General features: G+C 73.0%; 23 protein-coding genes, 7 tRNA genes and 2 pseudogenes. 18 read left to right on the plus strand and 14 right to left on the minus strand.

Annotated features, from left to right (window positions below; genetic code table 11):
* The 6 genes from KPF47_RS21070 (at position 1) to KPF47_RS21095 (ending at position 5,534) form a co-directional block, all read left to right on the plus strand.
* Positions 1-939 carry a PDR/VanB family oxidoreductase gene (locus tag KPF47_RS21070; protein WP_224390462.1) on the plus strand — a complete coding sequence of 313 codons (939 nt, stop codon included), beginning with the start codon at positions 1-3 and terminating at the stop codon, positions 937-939.
* Positions 940-1,036: 97 nt separating this feature from the next.
* A complete protein-coding gene (locus tag KPF47_RS21075) occupies positions 1,037-2,431 on the plus strand; it encodes an NAD(P)/FAD-dependent oxidoreductase (RefSeq protein WP_224390463.1) in 1,395 nt (464 codons plus the stop codon).
* Positions 2,432-2,618: 187 nt separating this feature from the next.
* Positions 2,619-3,083 (plus strand): hypothetical protein, encoded by a 465-nt coding sequence (locus KPF47_RS21080; protein WP_224390464.1) that lies wholly within the window; start codon positions 2,619-2,621, stop codon positions 3,081-3,083.
* The gene (locus tag KPF47_RS21085; protein ID WP_224390465.1) at positions 3,076-3,384 is read left to right on the plus strand and encodes a transcriptional regulator; all 309 of its coding nucleotides are present in this window, start codon (positions 3,076-3,078) and stop codon (positions 3,382-3,384) included. The genes KPF47_RS21080 and KPF47_RS21085 overlap by 8 nt, the downstream gene beginning before the upstream one ends.
* A 1,042-nt stretch (positions 3,385-4,426) precedes the next feature.
* Complete coding sequence (locus KPF47_RS40310) at positions 4,427-4,792, plus strand: Ltp family lipoprotein (RefSeq protein WP_224390466.1); 366 nt, start codon at positions 4,427-4,429, stop codon at positions 4,790-4,792.
* 235 nt (positions 4,793-5,027) lie between these two features.
* Positions 5,028-5,534, plus strand: coding sequence for a tyrosine-type recombinase/integrase (locus KPF47_RS21095; RefSeq protein ID WP_224390467.1), 507 nt, complete (start codon positions 5,028-5,030; stop codon positions 5,532-5,534).
* A gap of 89 nt (positions 5,535-5,623) precedes the next feature.
* Here the strand turns inward: KPF47_RS21095 and KPF47_RS21100 are convergent.
* From KPF47_RS21100 to KPF47_RS21115, 4 genes are all read right to left on the minus strand, one after another.
* Positions 5,624-5,695 (minus strand) — tRNA-Val (locus KPF47_RS21100).
* Between the two features lie 61 nt (positions 5,696-5,756).
* Positions 5,757-6,200 carry a TIGR02611 family protein gene (locus KPF47_RS21105; RefSeq protein ID WP_224390468.1) on the minus strand — a complete coding sequence of 148 codons (444 nt, stop codon included), beginning with the start codon at positions 6,198-6,200 and terminating at the stop codon, positions 5,757-5,759.
* Positions 6,201-6,310: 110 nt separating this feature from the next.
* Entirely contained in the window at positions 6,311-7,189 is an 879-nt protein-coding gene (locus KPF47_RS21110) for an anti-sigma factor (protein WP_224390469.1), read from the minus strand.
* Between the two features lie 26 nt (positions 7,190-7,215).
* On the minus strand, positions 7,216-7,893 hold the full coding sequence (locus KPF47_RS21115; RefSeq protein ID WP_224390470.1) for an RNA polymerase sigma factor: 678 nt from the start codon (positions 7,891-7,893) through the stop codon (positions 7,216-7,218).
* Between the two features lie 278 nt (positions 7,894-8,171).
* Between KPF47_RS21115 and KPF47_RS21120 the strand changes: the two genes are divergently transcribed.
* The 6 genes from KPF47_RS21120 to KPF47_RS21145 all read left to right on the plus strand — a co-directional run bounded on the left by KPF47_RS21120 (position 8,172) and on the right by KPF47_RS21145 (position 9,404).
* On the plus strand, positions 8,172-8,600 hold the full coding sequence (locus tag KPF47_RS21120) for an SsgA family sporulation/cell division regulator (RefSeq protein ID WP_224390471.1): 429 nt from the start codon (positions 8,172-8,174) through the stop codon (positions 8,598-8,600).
* 155 nt (positions 8,601-8,755) lie between these two features.
* A tRNA-Gly gene (locus KPF47_RS21125) sits at positions 8,756-8,828 on the plus strand.
* 19 nt (positions 8,829-8,847) lie between these two features.
* Positions 8,848-8,922: transfer RNA gene (locus KPF47_RS21130), tRNA-Val, on the plus strand.
* A gap of 232 nt (positions 8,923-9,154) precedes the next feature.
* Positions 9,155-9,227 (plus strand) — tRNA-Gly (locus KPF47_RS21135).
* A 29-nt stretch (positions 9,228-9,256) separates the two neighbouring features.
* Positions 9,257-9,328: transfer RNA gene (locus tag KPF47_RS21140), tRNA-Cys, on the plus strand.
* A 1-nt stretch (position 9,329) separates the two neighbouring features.
* Positions 9,330-9,404: transfer RNA gene (locus tag KPF47_RS21145), tRNA-Val, on the plus strand.
* A 68-nt stretch (positions 9,405-9,472) separates the two neighbouring features.
* Here the strand turns inward: KPF47_RS21145 and KPF47_RS21150 are convergent.
* The gene (locus KPF47_RS21150) at positions 9,473-10,219 is read right to left on the minus strand and encodes an SDR family oxidoreductase (protein ID WP_224390472.1); all 747 of its coding nucleotides are present in this window, start codon (positions 10,217-10,219) and stop codon (positions 9,473-9,475) included.
* 115 nt (positions 10,220-10,334) lie between these two features.
* Between KPF47_RS21150 and KPF47_RS21155 the strand changes: the two genes are divergently transcribed.
* Positions 10,335-10,410: transfer RNA gene (locus KPF47_RS21155), tRNA-Gly, on the plus strand.
* Between the two features lie 126 nt (positions 10,411-10,536).
* Here the strand turns inward: KPF47_RS21155 and KPF47_RS21160 are convergent.
* Positions 10,537-10,944: a hypothetical protein gene (locus tag KPF47_RS21160; RefSeq protein WP_224390474.1), complete on the minus strand. Its 408-nt coding sequence runs from the start codon at positions 10,942-10,944 to the stop codon at positions 10,537-10,539.
* A gap of 75 nt (positions 10,945-11,019) precedes the next feature.
* Between KPF47_RS21160 and KPF47_RS21165 the strand changes: the two genes are divergently transcribed.
* Together KPF47_RS21165 and KPF47_RS21170 are read left to right on the plus strand one after the other, a co-directional pair.
* Positions 11,020-11,274 carry a type B 50S ribosomal protein L31 gene (locus KPF47_RS21165; RefSeq protein ID WP_020624102.1) on the plus strand — a complete coding sequence of 85 codons (255 nt, stop codon included), beginning with the start codon at positions 11,020-11,022 and terminating at the stop codon, positions 11,272-11,274.
* Between the two features lie 20 nt (positions 11,275-11,294).
* A complete protein-coding gene (locus KPF47_RS21170; RefSeq protein ID WP_224390476.1) occupies positions 11,295-11,588 on the plus strand; it encodes a DUF3099 domain-containing protein in 294 nt (97 codons plus the stop codon).
* Between the two features lie 65 nt (positions 11,589-11,653).
* On the opposite strand, the gene KPF47_RS21175 is transcribed toward KPF47_RS21170, so the two are convergent.
* Positions 11,654-13,003 carry an FAD-dependent oxidoreductase gene (locus KPF47_RS21175; RefSeq protein ID WP_224390478.1) on the minus strand — a complete coding sequence of 450 codons (1,350 nt, stop codon included), beginning with the start codon at positions 13,001-13,003 and terminating at the stop codon, positions 11,654-11,656.
* 58 nt (positions 13,004-13,061) lie between these two features.
* Positions 13,062-13,937 (minus strand): metallophosphoesterase, encoded by an 876-nt coding sequence (locus KPF47_RS21180; protein ID WP_224390479.1) that lies wholly within the window; start codon positions 13,935-13,937, stop codon positions 13,062-13,064.
* Positions 13,938-14,061: 124 nt separating this feature from the next.
* On the opposite strand from KPF47_RS21180, the gene KPF47_RS21185 reads away from it, so the two are divergent.
* Positions 14,062-15,402, plus strand: coding sequence for a cytochrome P450 (locus KPF47_RS21185; protein WP_224390480.1), 1,341 nt, complete (start codon positions 14,062-14,064; stop codon positions 15,400-15,402).
* A 2-nt stretch (positions 15,403-15,404) separates the two neighbouring features.
* On the opposite strand, the gene KPF47_RS21190 is transcribed toward KPF47_RS21185, so the two are convergent.
* The 3 genes and pseudogenes from KPF47_RS21190 to KPF47_RS41020 all read right to left on the minus strand — a co-directional run.
* Positions 15,405-15,890: a DUF6069 family protein gene (locus tag KPF47_RS21190; RefSeq protein ID WP_224390481.1), complete on the minus strand. Its 486-nt coding sequence runs from the start codon at positions 15,888-15,890 to the stop codon at positions 15,405-15,407.
* Between the two features lie 529 nt (positions 15,891-16,419).
* Positions 16,420-16,797 (minus strand): annotated as a pseudogene (locus KPF47_RS41015) (phosphotransferase); the annotation flags it as partial.
* Positions 16,737-17,096: pseudogene (locus KPF47_RS41020) on the minus strand (phosphotransferase); the annotation flags it as partial. The pseudogenes KPF47_RS41020 and KPF47_RS41015, both read right to left, overlap by 61 nt.
* A gap of 126 nt (positions 17,097-17,222) precedes the next feature.
* Here KPF47_RS41020 and KPF47_RS21200 point away from each other — a divergent pair.
* A complete protein-coding gene (locus KPF47_RS21200) occupies positions 17,223-17,699 on the plus strand; it encodes an SRPBCC family protein (RefSeq protein WP_224390482.1) in 477 nt (158 codons plus the stop codon).
* Between the two features lie 31 nt (positions 17,700-17,730).
* On the opposite strand, the gene KPF47_RS21205 is transcribed toward KPF47_RS21200, so the two are convergent.
* From KPF47_RS21205 to KPF47_RS21215, 3 genes are all read right to left on the minus strand, one after another.
* Positions 17,731-18,186 carry a DUF3037 domain-containing protein gene (locus KPF47_RS21205; protein WP_224390483.1) on the minus strand — a complete coding sequence of 152 codons (456 nt, stop codon included), beginning with the start codon at positions 18,184-18,186 and terminating at the stop codon, positions 17,731-17,733.
* Positions 18,183-19,064 (minus strand): HipA family kinase, encoded by an 882-nt coding sequence (locus KPF47_RS21210; RefSeq protein WP_224390484.1) that lies wholly within the window; start codon positions 19,062-19,064, stop codon positions 18,183-18,185. Before KPF47_RS21210 ends, KPF47_RS21205 begins: the two co-directional genes overlap by 4 nt.
* 144 nt (positions 19,065-19,208) lie before the next feature.
* The gene (locus KPF47_RS21215; protein WP_224390486.1) at positions 19,209-19,676 is read right to left on the minus strand and encodes a DoxX family protein; all 468 of its coding nucleotides are present in this window, start codon (positions 19,674-19,676) and stop codon (positions 19,209-19,211) included.
* A 473-nt stretch (positions 19,677-20,149) separates the two neighbouring features.
* On the opposite strand from KPF47_RS21215, the gene pgi reads away from it, so the two are divergent.
* Positions 20,150-21,820 carry a glucose-6-phosphate isomerase gene (gene pgi, locus KPF47_RS21220; protein ID WP_374108873.1) on the plus strand — a complete coding sequence of 557 codons (1,671 nt, stop codon included), beginning with the start codon at positions 20,150-20,152 and terminating at the stop codon, positions 21,818-21,820.
* Positions 21,821-21,851: the final 31 nt, after the last annotated feature.

The following is a 21,851-nucleotide window of genomic DNA, read 5'->3' on the forward strand; positions in this document are numbered from 1 at the left end:
ATGGAGCTGATGGTCCACGAGCGTCGCGACGAGGCCGACGGCGTCGTGTCCCTGACCCTCGTCCGTGCCGACGGGGCCGACCTGCCCGCCTGGTCCCCGGGCGCACACGTCGACGTGCACCTCACCGCATCGCTGACCCGGCAGTACTCGCTGTGCTCGGACCCCGGGGACCGCAGGCGGTGGCGGATCGGGGTCCTGCGCGAACCCGGCGGGCGCGGAGGGTCGCAGTACGTCCTCGACAAGGTGCACGCCGGGGACATCGTCGAGGTCGGCGCGCCGCGCAACCACTTCGAGCTGGTCCGGGCACCGCGGTACGTGTTCGTCGCGGGCGGCATCGGGATCACCCCGATCCTGCCGATGGTCGCGCAGGCCGAGCGGGACGGCGCGGACTGGACGCTCCTCCACGGCGGGCGAAGCCGCACGTCGATGGCCTTCACCGCGGAGCTGGCCCGCTACGGGGGACGGGTCACGATCGCACCCCAGGACGAGGTCGGTCTGCCCGACCTCGACACCCTCCTCGCCGTCCCGCGCGCCGACACCGCGGTGTACGCGTGCGGGCCCGGGCCGCTGCTCGACGCCGTCGCCGAGCGGACCGCCGCCTGGCCGGCCGGGTGCCTGCACGTGGAACGGTTCGCCCCGGCGGCGCACCGCGACACCGCTCCCGGGGAGACGTTCGTCGTCGAGTTCGCGGCGAGCGGCGTGCGCGTCACGGTGGGCCCGGACCGGAGCATCCTCGCCGCCGCGCAGGCGGCCGGTGTCCGCGCCGACTTCTCCTGCGGGGAGGGGACCTGCGGGTCGTGCGAGGCGCCGCTGCTCGCCGGGCACGTCGACCACCGGGACTCCGTGCTCGACGACGACGAGCGCGAGGCGCAGGACTGCCTGATGATCTGCGTCTCCCGGGCCGGGCCGGGCTGCCCGGTCCTGCGCATCGACCTGTGACACCCGGGGGAACCGACCCTGCCCTCGTCGTCGCCCCGGGGGCAGGCCGGGCGACGTAGGCTCGACCTGCCGATCATCGACCCTCTGGAGGCCGTCCGTGCCCCGTCCGCCGGCCCGCGTGTTCGCCGAGATCGCCACCGCACGCCCACCGCGGGGACCACGCACCGTCATGGGCCGCGCCGTGGTGCTCGGGGCGAGCGTGGCCGGGATGCTCGCCGCCCGGGTGCTCGCCGACCACGCCGAGGAGGTCCTGCTCGTCGACCCCGACGGCGACCCGACCGGTCCGGGGCCCCGCCCGGGCGTCCCGCAGGGCGGACAGGTGCACGCGCTGCTGCCCGCCGGGCAGGTCCAGCTCGAACGCTGGTTCCCCGGCTTCACCGACACCGCGATGCGGGAGGGTGCGGTGCCGCCCGACCCCGCCACGGTGGAGCTCTGGGTCAACGGCCGCCGCCGTCCGCTCCCCGCCACGCCGCAGGAGGAGCCGACCCTGGTGACGACCCGCCCGTTCCTGGAGAACCTGGTCCGGCGGGCCACCACCGCCGTCCCCGGGATCCGCGTCGTCGCCGGGCGTGCCGAGGGGCTGGTGTTCGACGGTGCGCGGGTGTCCGGGGCCCGGGTGCGGGTCGACGACGAGGTCGTGACCGAGCCCGCGGACCTGGTCGTCGACGCCACGGGCCGGTCGAGCAGGCTCGCCGAGTGGCTGGAACACGGTGGTCATCCGCGTCCCACCTGGCAGCGGATGCCGATCAGGCTGAACTACGCCAGCGCCCTGTTCGAGCGTGACCCCGCGGTCAGCGACGCCGGCGTCGTGATCGCGACCTCCGACGCCGACGACGGCCGGGTCGCCCGCCAGGCCGGGATCCAGGCGGTCGAGAACGACCGGTGGATCGTCCTGGTCGCCGGCTACGGCGACGACCGGCCCACCCGCGACACCGCCGACTTCCGCACGCGCTGCGAGCGGGACTTCCCGTCCGCGTTCGGCGACATCGCCTCCGGCGCCCGGATGATCGGCGACGTCGTCACCTACCACCAGGCCGACAGCCGCCGCCGCGATCCCGCGTCCCTGCGACGGCTCCCCGCCGGTGTCGTCCCGATCGGCGACGCGATCGCCTCGTTCAACCCCGTTTACGGGCAGGGGATGACCTCCGCCGCGCTGCACGCCTCCTGCCTGTCGGCGTACCTGCGCTCCGCCCCGTCGCCTGCCGAGCCCGCCCGCCGCTACCTCGACGACGTGCAGGTCGTCGTCGACGCCGCCTGGAGCATCTCGACCCTGGCCGACCTGCGGCTGCCGCACGTCGACGGTCCCTACCCGCGCGGATACCCGGTCGCGGCCTGGTTCGGGCGACGGCTGCAGGCCGCGTCGTTCACCGATCCCGAGCTGAACCGGCGCCTGTCCGCGGTCACGATGATGCACGAGCACCCCAGCGTGCTGGCCCGCCCCGGGACGGTGGCGCGGGTGCTGCGCGGAGGGCGCCGGAAACCGGTCGGCTGAGCGGGGAGGGCCGGCTCCGCGGATCCGGCCCGTGGCCCACGACGGACCCGGTGTGGACGCGGCCGGGAGGCAGGCGGCCGCCCCCGGGCCACGTACGCGACGTCCCGGCACCCGCCACCGACCGGCACAACTAGTTGCCTACACGGAAAGTAGGTGGCACCCTGGCTGCATCACCGGGGAGGGAACCATGAGCCGGAGCCCGTCCGAACGCGCCGCGACAGAGCTCCTCGAGATCGATGCGGCTCGCCGGGCCGTCGACGCCGCCGACCGCACCGCGCGCCCTGCGCTCCTGCTGGCGACGGCCGCCCTCACGTTCGTCGACCACGCCGTCAAGGACCACGTACCGAGGCGGACGCAGAAGGTGGTGACCGCCGTCGTGCAGACCACGCTCGTCGCCTTGACCGTCGCCGTCTCCCGCTCCAGCCCGGTGGTCCCCTACGAGCCCGCAGCAGGACCCGCGCCCCGTCGCGCAGCCCTGCTGTTCGGCTCGATCGCCGCCTGGATGACGACGGAGCGCGTCGCGGTCGCACTGCTGCGGCGACGCCGGCTGCGCCACCCCCACCGGGCCGCGGGTGCACTCCTGGCACTCACCCGACCGGCAGGCATCGTCGTCGTCACGCGCCTGCTGCCCCGCGCGGGACGCGATGTCTGACGACGCACCGGACACCCGCCTGGCCCCCCTGCTCCTCGACCCCACCCGGCTGCGCATCGTCGCGACCCTCCTGGCCGCGGGAGAGGTGGAGTTCGGCTTCGTACGGGACCGGGTCGGGCTCACGGACTCGGCGCTGTCGAAGCAGGTCAGGTCCCTGGCAGGCTCGGGCCTGGTCGAGTCCCGGCGAGAACGCCACGGACCGGCGCGACGAAGTTGGCTGCGGCTGACCCACGGGGGCCGCGAGCAGGTGGAGACCCACGTCCGGGCACTGCGGGACATCGCCGCGCGGGCGGCGGAGTAGGACGTCGACGCCGGGGCGCCGCCCGCCCGGGCGCGCGCAACGCCGGCGACCCACTGCGACGTCGACGACGAGGACGTGCGGGGTGCCGCCGGATCCGGACCGAGCGGCCCGTGATCGACGACGATGCCACCGCGATGAACCACTTGTTCGCCGGGGAACCGCGATAGTCACGCAGCACGACAGGCAGCGCAGCCGGACACGACGCCCCCCCTGGTCACATTCGGCTAGCTGAGCCTGTGACCACGGGTTTTGACTGTGGGCGATAGCGGGATCGAACCAGTGACTTCTTCGGTGGGAAGCAACCGAAACGACTGCTCGACAAGTGATGCTTCCCAGGTCGATGCGATCGCTTCGTCCGTGGGCGCCCACCGGGTATCGCTCATGTGATGGGCCGTTGTCAGGCAGCTGGTCAAACAGATCTTTGCTCTGCACGGTTGCGGCTCGCGCGATTCGCGGTCCGGCCCGACCGACGGGACGCGGCCCTCGTTCCTTCCGTGCCACGCTCTCCAGAACGGAGCGTCGGGCCGTTTCCGCCCCATGCCGGGCAGAGCGCGGCGGCGTTCACATGCCTTGGCAGCGTAGGGCCTCCACAGTCCTGATGATGCCGTACCGCAAACTGCAACACCCGATCTCCCCGCGCGACACAGGGGGTGTGAAGACGCCGCAGGCCCCGCAGGGCCCTTCCCAGCACACCCCGCCGGGCCACTTTCCGCAGCAGGGCCAAATCCCGCAGCAGTGGAGCCCGCCGATAGCCCCCTGGGCGCAGCACACCTCGCACGCCCACCAGGCCCAGCAGACCTCCCACACTCACCGGATGCAACAGACCTCGCACGCCCACTGGGCGCAGCAGGCTTCGCAGCCCCCGACTCCGAGGCGACGGCGGAAGTGGCCCTTCATCGTCGGCGGCGCGGTCGCACTGATTGTCGCCGCCGCAGCAGCGGGGACCGACGACGGGCGCACAGGGACCTCGGACGCAACGGCTCCAACCTATGCACCTGCGGTCATCCCGCCCACCTCAATCGCCGCACCACCCCTGGCCACGGTGCCCGCACCGAAGACCACGCTGTCAGCCCCCGACACGTTCGCTGCAGCCCCGCCGGAACCGACCACACCCGCCCTGTCGGTGAGCCGGCAGAACGCGGTCGCGTCGGCCGAAAGCTACCTCGACTACACCGCGTTCTCCCGCCAGGGCTTGATCGACCAGCTCACGTTCGAGGACTACTCCACTGCCGACGCCACGTACGCCGTTGATCACGTGTCCGTCGACTGGAACGAGCAGGCGGCGAAGTCCGCCAAGAGCTACATGGACTACAGCTCGTTCTCCCGCGGAAGTCTCATCGACCAACTCGAGTACGAGGGTTTCACGGCTGCCCAAGCCAAGCACGGCGCGGACTCGGTCGGACTCTGAACCACTGCCATCCCAGCCGCGCGCTGCACACCCCTGCGCGCCGCCCTCATTCACCTCCTCGGCGCACAGAAGTCGAGCCTGGCTACCCGTTCATAGGCCGAAGCGCTCGTCTGTTCCGCGGCTCTACTCCCAGCTGCGGTAACCCACGCCGGGCGTGACCCGCCCGCTCCACCACATCGGCGACCGATAATGCGAAGCTGCTGCTGCCCAGTTTGTACCGGATTTGCACCGTCCAGTGACCGCGCCGAGCAACCCGGACGCCGATCCCCCGGCGCCGCCGCACATGACGGTCTGGCGCTCGGGCCGGCTCGACGGCGACACCAAGACCCGGAAGTCACGGCGCACCATCGCGCTGCCGAGTCGTTGCATCGAGGTACTACGGGCCCAGCGCGCCAGGATGGATCGGCAGCGCGTCCACGCTGGAGCACGCTGGCACGACCACGACCTCGTGTTCGCCTCCGAGAGCGGGACCGGACTCGACGCGGCCAACGTGCGTCGCGGCTTCCGCCGGGTCCTCACCGCCGCCGGGATCGACGCAGCCGAATGGACGCCGCGCGAGCTGCGGCACAGCTTCGTGTCGCTGCTCTCCGACAGCGGTATGACGGTCGACCAGATCGCTCGACTCGTCGGCCACGCGGGCGGCAGCTCGGTCACCGAACTCGTCTACCGCAAGCAGATCCGACCCGTGATCGACGACGGCGCCACGGCGATGAACGACCTGTTCCCCGAGGAACAGCGATAGTCAGGCAGTTCGACAGGCAGCACACCCGAAGACGACGAAACCCCTGGTCACATCCGGCTCGTTGAGCCTGTGACCAGGGGTTTTGACTGTGGGCGATACTGGGATCGAACCAGTGACCTCTTCGGTGTGAACGAAGCGCTCTCCCCCTGAGCTAATCGCCCTCAGCGGTGACGCCAACTCTACACAGCCCGCGCCACCGCCGTTCACCGGGGTCGCCCGTGATCACTGCGGGCTCGTGACCAGCTCCGATCCGGGCACCGGGACCGGCGGGGGCGGCGGCTGGATCAACGGCAGCAGCGGCGAGTGCAACCACTCCCAGTCGATACCCACCCAGCCGCCGACCGTCTCGAAGATCCCGAACAGCCACGCGCAGACCGCGACCGTTCCGAGGATCAGCGTCATCACCAGCAGCTGCACGAGACGGTTCTGGCGACCCATCCAGGCGACCCAGCCGTCGTAACGGACGCGGACCCAGTGCAGGAGCCGCTGCGCCCAGCTGAACTCGGCGGCGAGCACACCCAACCCGAGGAAGATGATCGCCCAGCCGGGCCCGGGTGCGGGCAGCGCGATGATCCCGATGACGACGATCGCGGTGCCGAGGACACCCATGGTGATGCGGTAGGTCAGGTCCAGCACCGGGTTCCGGGCCACCCGGGCCCGGAACACGCGGTAGCGGACCTTCGCCCGCCGGTACTTCTTGCGGACACCGGTGTAGCGGCGCCCGGAGGTGGTCCTCCCGGACGCCGGTGCACCGACGCCGTTCTTCTCCGTCGTACTCAGGTCTCCACCTGCCCGGCCACGACTACCTTGGTCGGCGCGGGGGGAGCCTCCCTTCCGCGCTCGAGCGAGACGGCGTATGTCCCGTAGTTCCCGCTGTCGGCGGATTCTACGGACACCGGTCCCGACTGCCCCGCCCGCACGTCGAACGTGCCGACCGCCCGCGGAGTTCCGTCGTCGTTCAGACCCCACAGCACATAGGTCTGGTCGGCGGTCTCGTTCGGGTCGAGCCCAATCGGCATGACCTGCCGTCGGCCGTCCTTCATCACGACCGCCGCGACCATCGGCGCCCCGGGCTCGGCGGAGAGGAAGGCGTGCGGGGTTCCGGGCTGCGCGATGGCGGAGAGCACGTCGCGCATCTCCTGGGCCTGCGCGAGGCTCGCGTCGCGCTCGGCCTGCAGCGACTGCACCTGCCCGATCGCCGCTCCCCCACCGACGATCACCGCCAGTGCGAGGGCCGCGGCGACCAGCACCCGTCCGGGGCGGCGCAGCCACCCGTTCCGGGCGGGGCCGCGTCCGGGCCCCGCCGGCGGGCGTGTCGTGGCACCGGTGGACCGCTCGGAGCGTGCCGGGCGGGCCCGCGGCGCCGCCTCGGCGGCGGCGCGGGACGCGACCTCGTCGCGACGGGCGTGCCGCGGGACCGGGCGCTCGGACTCCCGACCGATCTGCGGGGTGTTGCGGGCCTGCTCCAGGATCGACTCGCGCAGCGACGCCGGCGGGTCGACCTGCGGCACCGCGCTACCGAGGACGGTCGTCGTCTCGGCGACGTCCGCGGCCAGCCGTCGGCACTCGTCGCAGCCCTCGAGGTGCTGCACCACCTCGATCTCCTCATCGGGCTCGAGAGCGTGCAGCGCCCACCCGACCGTCTGTTCGTTCATCGGACAGGGCCTCCCCTCGTTGCCGTTCACGACAGCCCTCCCGCCAGGTCCGCCCCGGCCTCCCCGAGCACCGGCCCCAGCAGGTGCCGGAGCTTGGCGACCCCGGTGAACATGCGGGACTTCACGGTGCCCAGCGGGACACCGGTCATGGCGGCCACCTCGCGCTGGGTGTAGCCGCCGTAGTAGGCCAGTGCGAGGACCTTCCGCTGGTCGGCGGGCAGCTGCCCGAGCGCGTCCCGCACCTGGCCCGCGACGAGCGCGCCGATGGCCCCCTCGTCGGCGCCCGGCCCGGGCGGCGCGTTCCACTCCGAGCCGTCGTCGGTCGCCGGGACGGTGCGGCGCCGGATGGCGCTCTCCCGGCGGACGGCGTCGACGGACTTGTGGTGCACCAGGGTCAGCAACCAGGTGCCGAAACGGCCCTTGGCCGGGTCGAAGCGCGACGGGTCGCGCCAGAAGGCCAGGAAGACCTCCTGCACGACGTCCTCGGCCAGTCCCTCGTCGGCGCAGATGCGCCGCGCGAGGGAGTAGGCCTGACGCCCGAACCGGTCGTACAGCTCACCCAGTGCGGTCGAGTCGCCGGACACGATCCGTTGCACGAGCCTCGTGTCCGCGGCGTCGTCACGACGCGACGGTTCACGGCGCGCGGCAGACCCGGCGGCCCGCCCGTGCTCCGGGTGGTCCGGCGGTTCGGCGATGCCTGCCACCAGCGTTGTCCTCACGATTGCTGTGTTCGGTGTCCGCCCCCTCTTCGGTTCGGACTCCGACGAGAGTAGTCGTTCTGTGCTGCGCCGCTCACACGCCAGGACGTCGCGGAGCCCGTTCAGCCCCGCCGTCGCACGCGGTGAGTTACACCGTTGTGACTCGATCGGGGGTCATCCCACGGTGATCCACGTTCTTGCGCATCGAACCCGTCACCCCGAGGCCTTCTCTCTCGTTCCCACACTGACGCCCCACGCAACGCCCCCACGAAAGAGGATCACCGATGCGCGACGAGTCCAAGACGATCCGGGCGACGGCCATGTTCGAGCTCATCGCTCCGGACGCGCCTGTCGTGCCCGTGAAGGTCGAACTGTCCTACACGAGCCGCGACCCCTACGCCGTGCAGGCCTCGTTCAAGACCGGCCACGACACCACGGTCGACTGGGTGTTCGCCCGCGACCTGCTCGGCGACGGACTGGTCGACTCCGCCGGGACCGGCGACGTCCGGGTGCAGCCGATGAGCGACGACCCGACCCGGATCGAGCTCGAGCTCACCTCCCCCTCGGGCCACGCCCTGTTCACCACCTCCGCGGCGACCCTGTCGGAGTTCCTGCAGGCGACCTACGACGCCGTGCCCCCGGCCGCCGAGTACTCGTGGCTCGACTTCGACGCGGCCCTCGCGGACCTGCTCGACACCACCGCCCGGGACTGACCCGACGCACCCCACCACCGGGCGGAGCGCGTCTCCGCACGTGAGAGAACACCCGGTGATGGAGAGGGGGGCGGTCGGACCCCCCTCGGGGCGGGTGCTAGTGTTCTCTCACCGCGCCGCGGGCGGGCCAGTCGGCCCGGAACGTGGTGCACGGTGCGGACGTAGCGCAGCTGGTAGCGCATCACCTTGCCAAGGTGAGGGTCGCGGGTTCGAATCCCGTCGTCCGCTCGGAGACTCCTCTTCCCACGCGCGATTAGCTCAGCGGGAGAGCACTACCTTGACACGGTAGGGGTCACTGGTTCAATCCCAGTATCGCGCACCATTCCCGGATCCCCGGGGCCGCCCGTCGGCCCCGGGGATCTTGCATGTGCGGGGCGTGCGACGCGGAGCCCCGGTTCGTCGCGGAGCGCTCCGGGGCGTCACGGACCGCCACGGCGACGCTGACCTGGCCGGACGATCATCGGGCACCCCCTCGACAGCGCGCGAGGACGGTGCGCTACTGTTCTCCCAACGCACCGGGAACTTGCGGAAACGCCTCGGGAACGGTGCGACATGCGGACGTAGCGCAGCTGGTAGCGCATCACCTTGCCAAGGTGAGGGTCGCGGGTTCGAATCCCGTCGTCCGCTCTGCCGGGCCCGTCATCAGGCCGGTTTCCGGCGGCGTGGCCGAGTGGCTTAGGCAAGGGCCTGCAAAGCCCTGTACGCGGGTTCGATTCCCGCCGCCGCCTCGCGCGATTAGCTCAGCGGGAGAGCACTACCTTGACACGGTAGGGGTCACTGGTTCAATCCCAGTATCGCGCACCATTCCCGGATCCCCGGGGGCGGAGTTCCCGCCCCCGGGGATTCTGTCGTCCGGCCCGGGGCGCCGCGCTTCAGCGCACCTGCTCCACCGGTCGGACCAGCATCTCGTTGACCGCCGCGTGTCGCGGCCGGGTCACCATGTAGACCACGGCGTCGGCGATGTCGGCCGGCTGCAGCACCCCGCGCTCGCCCTTCGACTTCGCGTCGGGCGCGTACTCCGCGCCCGAGGTCGTCATGGCCGAGGCCACCAGGCCGGGTTCCACCAGACCGACCCGCACGTGACGCCCGGCGTACTCCTGGCGCAACGCCTCGCAGAACGCGCCGACCCCGTGCTTGGTGGCCGCGTACACGTTGCTCTCCGGCGAGGGGACCCGCCGTCCGGCCACCGAGCTGACCGTGACCACGTCCGCGACGCCGCGCGGCCCGCCTGCCGCGGTCGCCAGGTGCGGCAGGGCCGCGTGCGTCGTCGACAGGACGCCCGTGAGGTTGACGTCGATCATCGTGCGCCAGTCCGCGACGTCGGCCTCGGCCGCCGGGCCCCAGGCCCCCACCCCGGCGTTGTTCACCAGGACGTCCAGCCCGCCGTGCCGTTCGACGACGGCCGCGACCGTGCTGTGCAGCGCCTCGTCGTCGGTGATGTCCACCGGGTGCGCCGAGGCCCCGGGCAGCTCCGAGGCCAGCTGCTCGAGCCGCTCCCGGCGCCGCGCCAGCAGCGCCACCGTCGCCCCCTCGGCGGCCAGTGCCCGTGCGGTCGCCTCCCCGATACCGCTCGACGCGCCCGTCACGATCACCGTCGTCCCGTCCAACCGTCCGCTCATGACGGCGGCGTACCCGCGGACCCGGCCGGCTAGTGATCGACACCGGAGGTGCGGCGCGGGCGCGGGGACCCGGTGCGTTATCGTGGTCGGGCACACGCACCGACACGGTGCGACTGCGGACGTAGCGCAGCTGGTAGCGCATCACCTTGCCAAGGTGAGGGTCGCGGGTTCGAATCCCGTCGTCCGCTCCACCCCGCCCGTCGTCCTCGCCGCGTGAGGGTGGCGACTCCCCCGGCGCCGCGTCACCACCTCCCCCCGGAGGCCCCCGGGCGCAGGGGTCACCGCGACCGGCCGGTGCGGACCACGGTCGGCGGACGTCAGCCGCGGGCGGTCTCCGGGGAGATCGCGCAGCGCAGCCGCGCGGGCAACGCCTGCGGGTCGGGTGCACCGCCGCCCTGCAGCCAGGACGTCACCGCGCGGACGTCGTCGGTGCTGCGCACCGGGCCGACCGCGACCACCGGCGACGCCGGACGGGTGCGGGTCTCGTCGCAGGCCTGCACCAGCAGCATCAGCCCGGGTCGCCGCACCGCGCAGACGCCCGGCCCCAGCCGGCACCCCGCGGTCACCAGGACCCCGTGGGCGCTGTCCTGCACCACCGCCCGCAGGCCCTCGACCAGCACCTCGTCGACGCCCGGCAGGGCCGCGACGGTGCCGTGCGCGTCCTCGTCGAACCCCGACGGCGCGTGGGCGCAGGCCCCGCACCGGACCACCGTGAACCCGTCCACCGGAACCCTTCCTGCAAACAGTAATCGTTGTCGATTAGGATAGGACGGTAACACCCGCGACGCAGGAGGAACACCGTGAAGCCCGGCATCCACCCCCCGTACGGCCCGGTCGTCTATCGCGACACGTCCACCGGCGACGAGTTCCTGACCCGGTCGACCGAGACCTCGCGCGAGACCGTCGAGTGGTCGGACGGGAACACCTATCCCCTGATCAAGGTCGACACGACCTCGGCGTCGCACCCGTTCTGGACGGGCAACGCCCGGGTGCTCGACGCCGCGGGCCAGGTCGAGAAGTTCCGCCGCCGCTTCGGGGAGCGCACGCGCGGCTGAGCCCGCGTAGCGTCGCGGGCATGCGTCGCCGCCGTCGCGATCCGGTCCCGGGCGTCACCGACCTGACCGAGCCGCTGGCCGTCGAGCACGGGCGCCGGATCCGCATCCGGCTGGTCGCGATGGCGGTGTGGATCGCGGGCTGGGTCGTCGCCGGCGCCCTGTGGCGCGACGGCTGGCTGGCCACCGCGATCCTGCTGACCAGCGGTCCGGGGGTGTGGATCCTGTGGTGGCTGTTCGTCCCGCCCCGGGAGCAGGGACGACGCCGGCCGGTCGGCTCACGGGTCCCGCGGGCGCTGCCCGGGCCGCGGGAGTGATCGGGTGGGCGGCCGCGGGGTTCCGCGACCACCCACCCCGGCATCCGGCGTCGTGGGCCGGAGGGTCATCCCGCGCTGCTGATCTCCACCATGTCCTCGCGCGGCACGACCTTGGTCCGCTCGCGACCACGCGCCTCGCCGAGGCCGCGCTCGTGCTTGTCGAGGGCGAGCCATCCGGTCCAGGTCGTGTACGCCACGCCCCGCCGCTCCAGCAGCGCGTCGACCTCGGCCGGGTCGCGGCGCGGCGCCCGGGGCAGCTGCGGGGCATCGGCCAGCAGGCTCGCGACGGTCTCCGACGCGCAGCCCTTGGTGTGGCCGATCAGCCCGACCGGTCCACGCTTGATCCAGCCGACCGCGTAGACGCCGGGCAGCTCCTGGCCGTCGATGTCGTGCACCCGCCCCGCGCGGTGCGGCAGCACGCCGTGCTCGTGGTCGAAGGGCAGCCCGGCGAGGTGTGAGCCGGTGTAGCCGACGGCGCGGTAGACCGCGCCGACCGGGAAGTCGGTGAACTCCCCGGTGTCGCGGACGTCGCCGTGGCCGGTGTACTCGGTGCGCTCGATCCGGATCCCCTCGACGCGGTCGGTACCGAGGATCCGTTCCGGGCGCGACAGGAAGTGCAGGTGCACGCGACGCGGGTCACCGCGCCGGTCGCGCAGCGCCCATCCCTGCAGGGTCCGCACCACCATCTCGACGTGCTTGGCCGAGCGGACCTCGGCGGCGGCGGCGGCGGCGTCGTCGAACTCGACGTCGGCCGGGTCGACGACCACCTCGACGCCCGGCACGTGGTCGAGCTCGCGCAGCTCCATCGGGCTGAACCGGGCGTGCGCGATCCCGCGGCGGGCGAACACGTGCACGTCGGTGGCCCGGTTGGCGGCGAGCCCGGCGTGCACCGAGTCGGGGATCTCGGTGCCCGACAGTCCTTCGGCGGTGCTGGCCAGGATCCGGGCGACGTCCAGGGCCACGTTGCCGGCCCCGATCACCGCGACCGACGACGCGTCGAGCGCCCAGTCCCGCGGGACGTCGGGGTGCCCGTCGTACCACTGCACGAAGCGGGCGGCGCCGTGGCTGCCCGGCAGGTCGACGCCGGGGACGTCGAGGTCCCGGTCCCGCTCGCAGCCGGTGGCCGCGATGATCGCGTCGTAGTGGTCGCGCAGGTCGGACAGGGTGACGTCGGTCCCGACGTGGACGTTGCCGAACAGTCGCACACCCGGGCGGTCCAGCACGCGGTGCAGGGCGTGCACGATCTGCTTGATCCGCGGGTGGTCCGGGGCCACCCCGTAGCGGACCAGCCCGAACGGCGCGGGCAGCTTCTCGAACAGGTCCACGGCGACGTCGGCGTCGGACTTCAGCAGGGTGTCGGCGGCGTAGATGGCGGCCGGACCGGCGCCGATCACGGCGACGCGCAGCGCAGTCATCGTTCTCCTCGTGGTGTCGACGGACTCCCGAGGCTATAGCAAGGTAAGCCTTACCTAACTATGACGCAGGCAACACCGTGCGCGTCAACAGGTCCGGGAAGTGGCTCCCGACCCGGTCCGAGTGGCGTCGCCACTCCCGCGGATAGCCCAGCGACACCTCGACGAACGGCACGTCGTCGACCGTGACCGTGCGCGGGATGTGCAGGTGACCGTGCACGACCGCACGCGCCCGGTAGCGACGGTGCCAGTCGGCCGTCGCGATCGTCCCGCACCAGAGCGCGAACTCCGGGTACCAGAGGACGTCGCAGGGCTCCCAGACCAGGGGCCAGTGGTTGACCAGCACGGTCGGCAGGGCCGGGTCGAGCGCGTCGAGACGTGCGGCCGTCGCCGCCACCCGCGCCGCAGACCACTCCGCACGCGTGGCGTACGGCGCCGGGTGCAGCAGGTACTCGTCGGTGCAGACGACGCCGGCGGCGTAGGCGGCGGCCAACTCCTCCTCCGGCGTCGTGGTGCCGGCAGGCAGGAACGAGTAGTCGTAGGGCACGAACAGCGACGCGACGACGACCGGCCCGCCGGGGCCCTCCCACACCGGCCACCCGTCCTCCGGGGTCAGGACCCCGATCTCCCGGCAGCGCCGGACCAGCTCCTCGTAGCGGGCGACGCCGGCGAGCTGCTCGACCTCCTCGGCCCGGGCGTTCTTGGCGCGGGTCCACAGCTCGTGGTTGCCCGGGGTCCACAGCACCTGTGCGAAGCGCCCGCGCAGCAGGGCGAGGGTCGCGACGACGCTCTCGATCCGTTCGTCGACGTCACCCGCGACGATCAGCCAGTCCCCCGGGTGCCCCGGATGCAGCCCCGCGGCGATGTCCGCGTTCTCCGCGTGCCGGACGTGCAGGTCGCTGACCGCGAGCAGGCGCGGCTCTCCGACGGCGGTCACCGGTCATTGGTACCCCGTGGCGTCCGGGGCACCGGCCACCGGGGGCCAGGAATCCTACCTACCGGCGGTAACTTACTGCTGGTAGCTTCGAGGGCGAGCTCGACGACGAGGCGGGGAGGCCGGCATGGCGGCATCGCGGGGCGTGCGACGGTGGATCCGGTGGGTGCTGCGGCACGGGGCGATGCGGCGGGAGGTGACCCGCCAGGCCGCCAAGGGCGACCTCGGTGCCCACATGATCATCAGCCCGGACGCGGTCCGGGACCCGTACCCGGCCTACGAGCAGATCCGCGGGCAGGGCCGGATGGTGCGCTCCGCGCTGACCTGGACCACCGTCGACCACGAGATCACCACCGAGGTGCTGCGCAGCCCCGACTTCTGTGTGGGCATGCGCATGCCCGAGAACGCGCCGGGCCTGCTGCGGGCGCTGCTCGCCGCAGGCGGGACGTGGCCGCTCGGCCCGGCCGAGCCGCCGTCGTTGCTGTCGATCGACCCGCCGGACCACAACCGGATCCGCAAGCTGGTCACCCGCTCGTTCAGCGCCAAGGCGATCTCCTCCCTGCGCGGGCGCACCGAGGAGATCGCCGCGCAGCTGCTCGCCGACCTGGAGGCGCGGACCGGTACCGACCGGCGCGCCGACGTCATCTCCGGCTACGCCTCGCTGCTGCCGGCCACGGTGATCACCGAGATGCTCGGAGCACCGGTGGGGATGCGGGAGAAGTTCCTCGAGTGGGGCGAGGGTGGTGCCTACTCCCTGGACATGGGCCTGGACTACCCGACGTTCCGGCGGTCCGAGCGCGACATCGACGCGCTCACCGACTGGATGACGGGTCACTTCGAGCGGCTGCGCCGCGAGCCCAACGACTCCATCCTGTCCTCGCTCGTCGCCGCCTACGACGAGGAGGAGGGCCGGCTCACCCACGACGAGCTGCTGTCGCTGGCGATGCTGCTGCTCGCCGCCGGCTTCGAGACGACGGTCAACCTGATCGGCAACGGCACCCGGCTGCTGCTGACCCACCCCGACCAGCTCGCCCGGCTGCAGGCCGACCCGGCCCTCTGGCCGAACGCCGTCGACGAGGTCCTCCGCCTCGACTCCCCCGTGCAGCGCACCGGGCGGGTCGCCGCCCGCGACACCGAGGTGTGCGGGTTCCCGGTCAAGCGGGGGGCGCTGGTGCTCACCCACCTCGGCGGCGCGAACCGGGACCCGGAGGTCTTCGCCGACCCGGCCCGCTTCGACGTCGGACGCGAGGGGGCCGACCGGCACGTCGCCTTCAGCCAGGGCATCCACTACTGCCTGGGCGCGGCGCTGGCGAAGATGGAGGGCGAGGTCGGGCTGCGGGCGCTGTTCGACCGCTACCCCGACCTGCGCGCCAACGGCCCCGCCGAGCTCAGGGGTACCCGGGTACTGCGCGGATACCGGTCCCTGCCGGTCCGGCTCGGCGACGCCCGGGTCCCGGTCGGCGCCTGAGCTCAGACCCGGTTGGTGGCGCTGGTGACCGTCGTCGTCACCAGGCTGATGATCGACATCCCGATGACGAGGTGGATCACCGCGGTGGCGATGCGGACCGTCCACGGCTGCTCGGTCAGTACCAGCGGGGACACCGCGGCCAGCGCGGTGAGCAGCCCGGCGATCCACCCGAAGTAGGACATCGGGCTCGGCACCGCGACCAGGAGCAGGTGCGCGAGCCCGGTGGCCGCCAGGCCGGCGACCGCCGCCCAGATCGCGAGGCTCTGCGCGGCCGCCCAGCCGTCGAGCGGCTCGGAGACCGCCGGGGCCAGGTAGGGGATCTGCAGCAGGACCTGCAGGATGAGCAGCCCCACCAGGGCGATCAGCGCGGCGGTCACCGCCGTCGCGACCCCTCCGGCCCAGAGCCGGCCGGGGTTCACCCCGCTGCGGGGGCGGGGCCGGGCGGTCTCCCGGCTCATCTCTCGGGTGCGGTCGTCGGCCTCGGACATCGTCGTACTCCCCCGGTCGCGGACGGGCCTTGCGCGGCATCGGTGCGGCGCGCCGCGACGGGACCGATGCCCCGCCGACCACCCGCGCCCCGGTGATCACCTGTGGTGGGCAGCAGACTACGCCCCGCGAGATCGGTCCGTCGGTCGGCGACGCACTGCGACGAGTGCGGCCTCGGCGTCGGCGACCACCCGCTCGCGACGACGCTCCAGGGCCTCCCCCGACTCGGCGCCCGCACCCATGTTGCCCTGGGCGTAGCGCGTCCAGACCCCGGCCCCGATGCAGGCGCACCGCCAGTGCGCGAACGCGACCCAGTACGGCAGCTGGTCCAGCGCCCGCCCGGAGCGCTCGGCGTAGCGGGCGGCGACGAGGTCGCGGTCCGGCCAGCCGGGCGCCGCCGTCGGCCCGCTGGTGATCGCCGGCAGCGTGTCGCCCGGCCGCTCCCAGGACGCCAGCAGCCACCCGAGGTCGGCGAGCGGCTCCCCCCAGCGTCGCGAGCTCCCAGTCGAAGACGCCGGCGATGCGGCCGCCGCGGAACGACAGGTTCCCCGGCCGGAAGTCGCCGTGCGCGATCCGCGGCCCGCCGGCCGGCTCCGGCGGCATCGCCTCGACCAGCGCGGCGTGCGCGGCGTCGAGCGCGGCGAGGTCGGTGAACGCGCCCGCGTGCGCCTGCCGGTGCCAGCGGCGCAGCTGCCGTTCCAGGTAGCGGCCGGGCCGCGCCATGTCGCCGAGCCCCACCTCGGCCGGGTCGACGGCGTGCAGCGCCGCGAGTACCTCGGCGGTGTCGAGACCGCAGGCCCGCCGCTCCGGCTCGGGGACGGCCTCACCCGCGGCGCGGTCCCCCGGACCACACCGTCCACCCAGCCCATCAGGTAGAAGCCCGCGCCCAGCACCGCCGGGTCCGAGCACAGGGCGACCGGCTCCGGCACCGGGACCGCGGTGCCGGCCAGCGCGGTCAGGAAGCGCCACTCCCGGCCCATGTCGTGCGCGGTGGCGAGCACGCCACCGGTCGGCGGGCGGCGCAGCGCGTACGGCGTGCCCCCGGCGTCGGTGACCCGGAAGGTCAGGTTGGAGTGCCCGCCGGAGATGCGCTCCACGGCCACCGGGCCGTCGCCCAGCTCGACCCGTGGCACCTGCGCGGCGAGCCACCGGGTCAGGGCGACCGGGTCCACCCCGTCGTGTGCGTCGGTCATCCCCCGATGCAACATGATCGCCCCGCCACCGACCACCCCCCGTTTCGCACGGAGCGATTGCGGGCACCTCTCCCTTGATCATGACCGGTCGCGTCCGGCGCACCCCGGCGCCGTCGACGACGACCGGTGGGAGAGGAACCCGTGAACGACCGGATCACCGTCACCCGCACCGTGTCCGCCACCCCGCATCAGCTGTTCGCCCTGCTGTCGACCCCCGCCCGGCACCAGGAGATCGACGGTGCCGACATGCTGCGCGGCGTCGAGGGCTCGACCGGGATCGGCGCGGTCGGCGACGAGTTCGTGATGAACATGCACAACGGCGACCTCGGCGACTACCAGATGAAGAACACCGTCACGTCCTTCGAGGAGGACCGCGTGATCGGCTGGGCGCCGTCGATGCACCCGATCGACGCGAAGAAGGACGCGATCGGTGACGTCCGCGCCGAGGGCCACACCTACACCTGGCACCTGGAGCCCGAGGGCGACGGCACGACGGTCACCCAGGTCTACGACTGGAGCGGCGTGCAGGACCAGGACTTCAGCGGGTTCTTCCCGATGCTGAGCGAGCAGCAGCTGGCGGACTCCATCGAGAAGGCCGGGCGGGCCGCGTCCTCCTGACCCACCGCCTGCCGCACGGCGCCGTACCGGGTCACCGGGCGGCGCCGTCGTGCGTCGGGACCACGGGCAGGACGAGCCGGGCCAGCAGCCGCCCGGCCTCGGCCGCCGGGTCCGCGGTGAGCCCGGTGTGGACCGGGCCGGGGCGCACGATGGTGCTGCGCGCGGTCGTGAGGCGCCGGAAACGACGGCCGATGTCCTCCCCCGAGCCCGGCCCGCGGGCGGCCAGCGCCCCGGTGGCGTGCCGGTCCGACCGCGGCGGCTCGGGTACCGCGGCGACCGCGGCCACCGTCGCCAGCAGGTCGTCCACGGCGTCGGCGTCGGCGTCCGGGTCCAGGGCGGCCAGCCGGGCGCGGTCGAGATGGACCCGCACTGCGAGGACGTCGCGCGCCCGGCAGTGCAGCAGCACGCCGGCGTTCATCAACTCCCCCCGCTCCACCCGGGGCACCACCCGGAGCAGCGCGTACTCGTAGGCGACGAGGGCGCTCACCGTGCCTGCCCTCCGCCGGCGCCGCCGATCCGCAGCCACGGGGGCCGGCGCGGGGCACGGTCGACCGGGCGCGGTCGGCCCGACGCCACCGTCGCGACGACGTCCGGCAACCACTCCCCGCGGGCCGCGACCCGGGCCAGCAGTGCCTCGGCGTAGGCGGCACGGACCGCCTCGGGGCCGCCGACCCCGTCGACGTCGGCGATCCACTCGTCGGGGACCAGCGCGAGCACCGTGTCGAGCAGCGCCGGGGTGACGAGCGGGGCGAGCGCGGCGTCGGCGGCGTCGAGGTCGGGGTGCGCACCGAGCAGGACGTGGTCGCCCGCGTCGAACGGCCGCCGGGCGAACCGCGGCGCAGCCGACCAGTCGTGGGCGAAGGTGAGCGTGGCACCGTGGTCGATCAGGTAGGGCCTGCGGTGCCAGAGCAGCATGTTCGAGTTGCGCCAGGAACGGTCGACGTTGCCGACCAGCGCGTCGAACCAGAGCACGCGCCCGGCGAACCCGGGCCCGACGTCGAACGCGAGGGGGTCCAGGTCGAGCGCGCCGGGCAGGAAGTCCACGGCGAGGTTGAGCCCGTCGGAGTGCCGCAGCAGCTCCTGGACCTCCTCGTCGGGTTCGGTGCGCCCGAGCGCCCCGTCGACGACGATCGTCGCGATCCGTGGGACGGGCAGGCCCAGTCCGCGGGCGAGCTCCCCGGAGACGATCTCGTTGACCAGCACCGGGCGGCCCTGCCCGGCCCCGGTGAACTTGACCGCGTAGGTACCGAGGTCGTCGGCCTCCATCAGCCCGGGCAGCGACCCGCCCTCGCGCAGCGGGGTCACATACCGGATCGCGGTGAGCCGGGGCAGCGCCCGCCTCCCGGTACCGCGCTCGTCGCTCACCCGCGGAGGTTAGCGCCGCAGCGCCCGACGGCCCGCACCCCGTGGCGTCGGGGTGCGGGCCGTGGTCGCGCTCGCGGGCGGGTCGGGAGGAGGATCACCGGCCCGCCCGGCTCCGGGGCGCGCGGGCGGGCCGGGAGGTACGGGTCAGACCGAGACGGTCTGGCGCGGGATCGCCTGGGTCTGCTCCATCCGGCGGGCCGCCTGGCGGGACAGGAGCTCGTCCACGCTGAACCGGCCGGCGCCGGTGGACATCAGGATCAGCGTGGCGCAGATGATCGTGCCGACCAGGGCCCAGCCGTTGTCGGCCATGAACAGGCCGTTCTTGCCGTGGACGAACCAGATCGCACCCGCCATCACGAACGTCATCAGCGCGCCCGGCAGGACCATGCGCACCCCGAGGGCGACCGAGAGCGAGAAGACCAGCTCGACGACGATCGTGAAGGAGGCCGCACCGATGGCCAGCGGGATGCCGAACTTCGCGAACACGGTCGCGGTGTCGAACAGACCGGCGTCGATCTTCTTCCACGAGTGCATGACCATGATGTAGGCCAGCAGCAGGCGGGCGACGAGCAGCACGACGTCGCGCGGGGTTCCGGTCAGGGAGCGGTACACGGTTCCTCCAGGTACGAGATGATCACCGCGGGTGAGCTCGTCACCACGGAATGCACCGAAGGCTAGGGCCGTGACCGCACCACATCACCCGGATCTGCCACTCTGAGCGACGAAGCGGCCGCAGCACGCGACGAGATGCGCGCCACCGCGTGGCACCCGACCGAGTGGCACCGTGGCCGGTGGCCCGGGCGGCACGACCGGTCGAGCGGTCGTGCCGGCCCGGTGTCCCCGCAGGTCATGGGCACACAGCGTGTCGTCGCCGGGCCGCGCATCACCCGGACGTCGCAGTGACCGCCGACTCACTCGACCGGGGGTCACCGAGGGTCGGGGCGGCGTGCAGCCCGCCGACGGGGGCAGACCGTTCGCCCCGCAGGACCCCCCGTGCGACGGGCGGTGCGCCCGAGCGGACCAGTGACGCGCCGCCGGATCGTGCCGCCGCGCTCGGGCCCGGGGGCTGCGCAATGATGGCCCGCGTGTCCGACACGAACAGCCACGACATCACGGCGACGCAGGAATGGACGGCGCTGACCGAGCATGCGGCGGAGGTCGAGCCGCGTCACCTGCGGTCGCTGTTCGACGACGATCCCGACCGCGCCGCCGCCCTCACCGCCACCGGGGCCGACCTGGTGCTCGACTACTCCAAGCACCGCATCACCCGCGACACCGTCGGGCTGCTGACCGACCTGGCGCGGGCGGCCGGGCTCCCGGCCCGCACGGAGGCGATGTTCACCGGCGAGCACGTGAACACCTCCGAGGACCGGGCGGTGCTGCACACGGCGCTGCGGCTGCCGCGGGACGCCTCGCTCACCGTCGACGGCCAGGACGTCGTCGCCGACGTGCACGCCGTCCTGGACCGGATGGGCGAGTTCACCGACGCGGTCCGCTCCGGGTCGTGGACCGGGTTCACCGGGCACCGGATCCGGACGGTGGTCAACATCGGTATCGGCGGCTCGGACCTGGGCCCGGTCATGGCCTACGAGGCGCTGCGCGACTACGCCCGGCGCGACCTCGAGTGCCGCTTCGTGTCCAACATCGACCCCACCGACCTGTACGAGAAGACGGTCGACCTCGACCCGGCGACGACGCTGTTCGTCGTCTCGTCCAAGACCTTCACCACCCAGGAGACACTGACCAACGCCCGCAACGCGCGGTCCTGGCTGCTCGCCGGTCTCGGGACGGACGACACCGACGCCGTCGCGAAGCACTTCGCCGCGGTGTCCACGAACGCGGAGAAGGTGTCGGAGTTCGGCATCTCCACCGACAACATGTTCGGGTTCTGGGACTGGGTCGGCGGTCGCTACTCGCTGGACTCGGCGATCGGCCTGTCCCTCATGTGCGCGATCGGCCGCGAGCACTTCGCGGAGTTCCTCGCCGGCATGCACGCCATGGACGAGCACTTCCGCCACACCCCGCTCGAGCAGAACCTGCCGGTGATCTCCGGGCTGCTCGGCGTCTGGTACTCGAACTTCTTCGGCGCCGACACCCGCGCGGTGCTGCCCTACTCCCAGTACCTGCACCGGCTGCCGGCCTACCTGCAGCAGCTGACGATGGAGTCCAACGGCAAGTCGGTGCGCGGCGACGGCACCCCGGTCACCACGACCACCGGGGAGATCTTCTGGGGCGAGCCGGGCACCAACGGCCAGCACGCGTTCTACCAGCTGCTGCACCAGGGCACCCGGCTCGTGCCGTGCGACTTCATCGGCTTCGCCCGGCCGCACCACGACCTGCCCGGCGAGGACGCCGCCGACTCCCAGGACCTGTTCATGGCGAACCTGTTCGCCCAGTCCGCAGCCCTGGCGTTCGGCAAGTCCGCCGCGGAGATCGAGGCCGAGGGCACCCCGGCCGACGTCGTGCCGCACAAGGTGATGCCGGGCAACCGGCCGTCGTCGACGATCCTGGCCGAGAAGCTGACCCCCTCGGTGCTGGGGCAGATCATCGCCTTCTACGAGCACGTCACCTTCGTCGAGGGCACGATCTGGGGGATCGACTCCTTCGACCAGTGGGGCGTCGAGCTGGGCAAGGTCATGGCCAAGCAGTTCGGCCCGGCCCTGTACGGGGAGACCCCGCCGGACGCCGGCGACGCCGGTCTCGACGCGTCCACCGCCGCGCTGATCGGTCGCTACCGCGCCTGGCGCGGCCGCTGAGGGCCCCCTCACCCGGCGGGCCGCCCTCGGG

Origin of the sequence: Pseudonocardia sp. ICBG1293, from assembly GCF_020131355.1 — a bacterium.
GTDB lineage: Bacteria > Actinomycetota > Actinomycetes > Mycobacteriales > Pseudonocardiaceae > Pseudonocardia.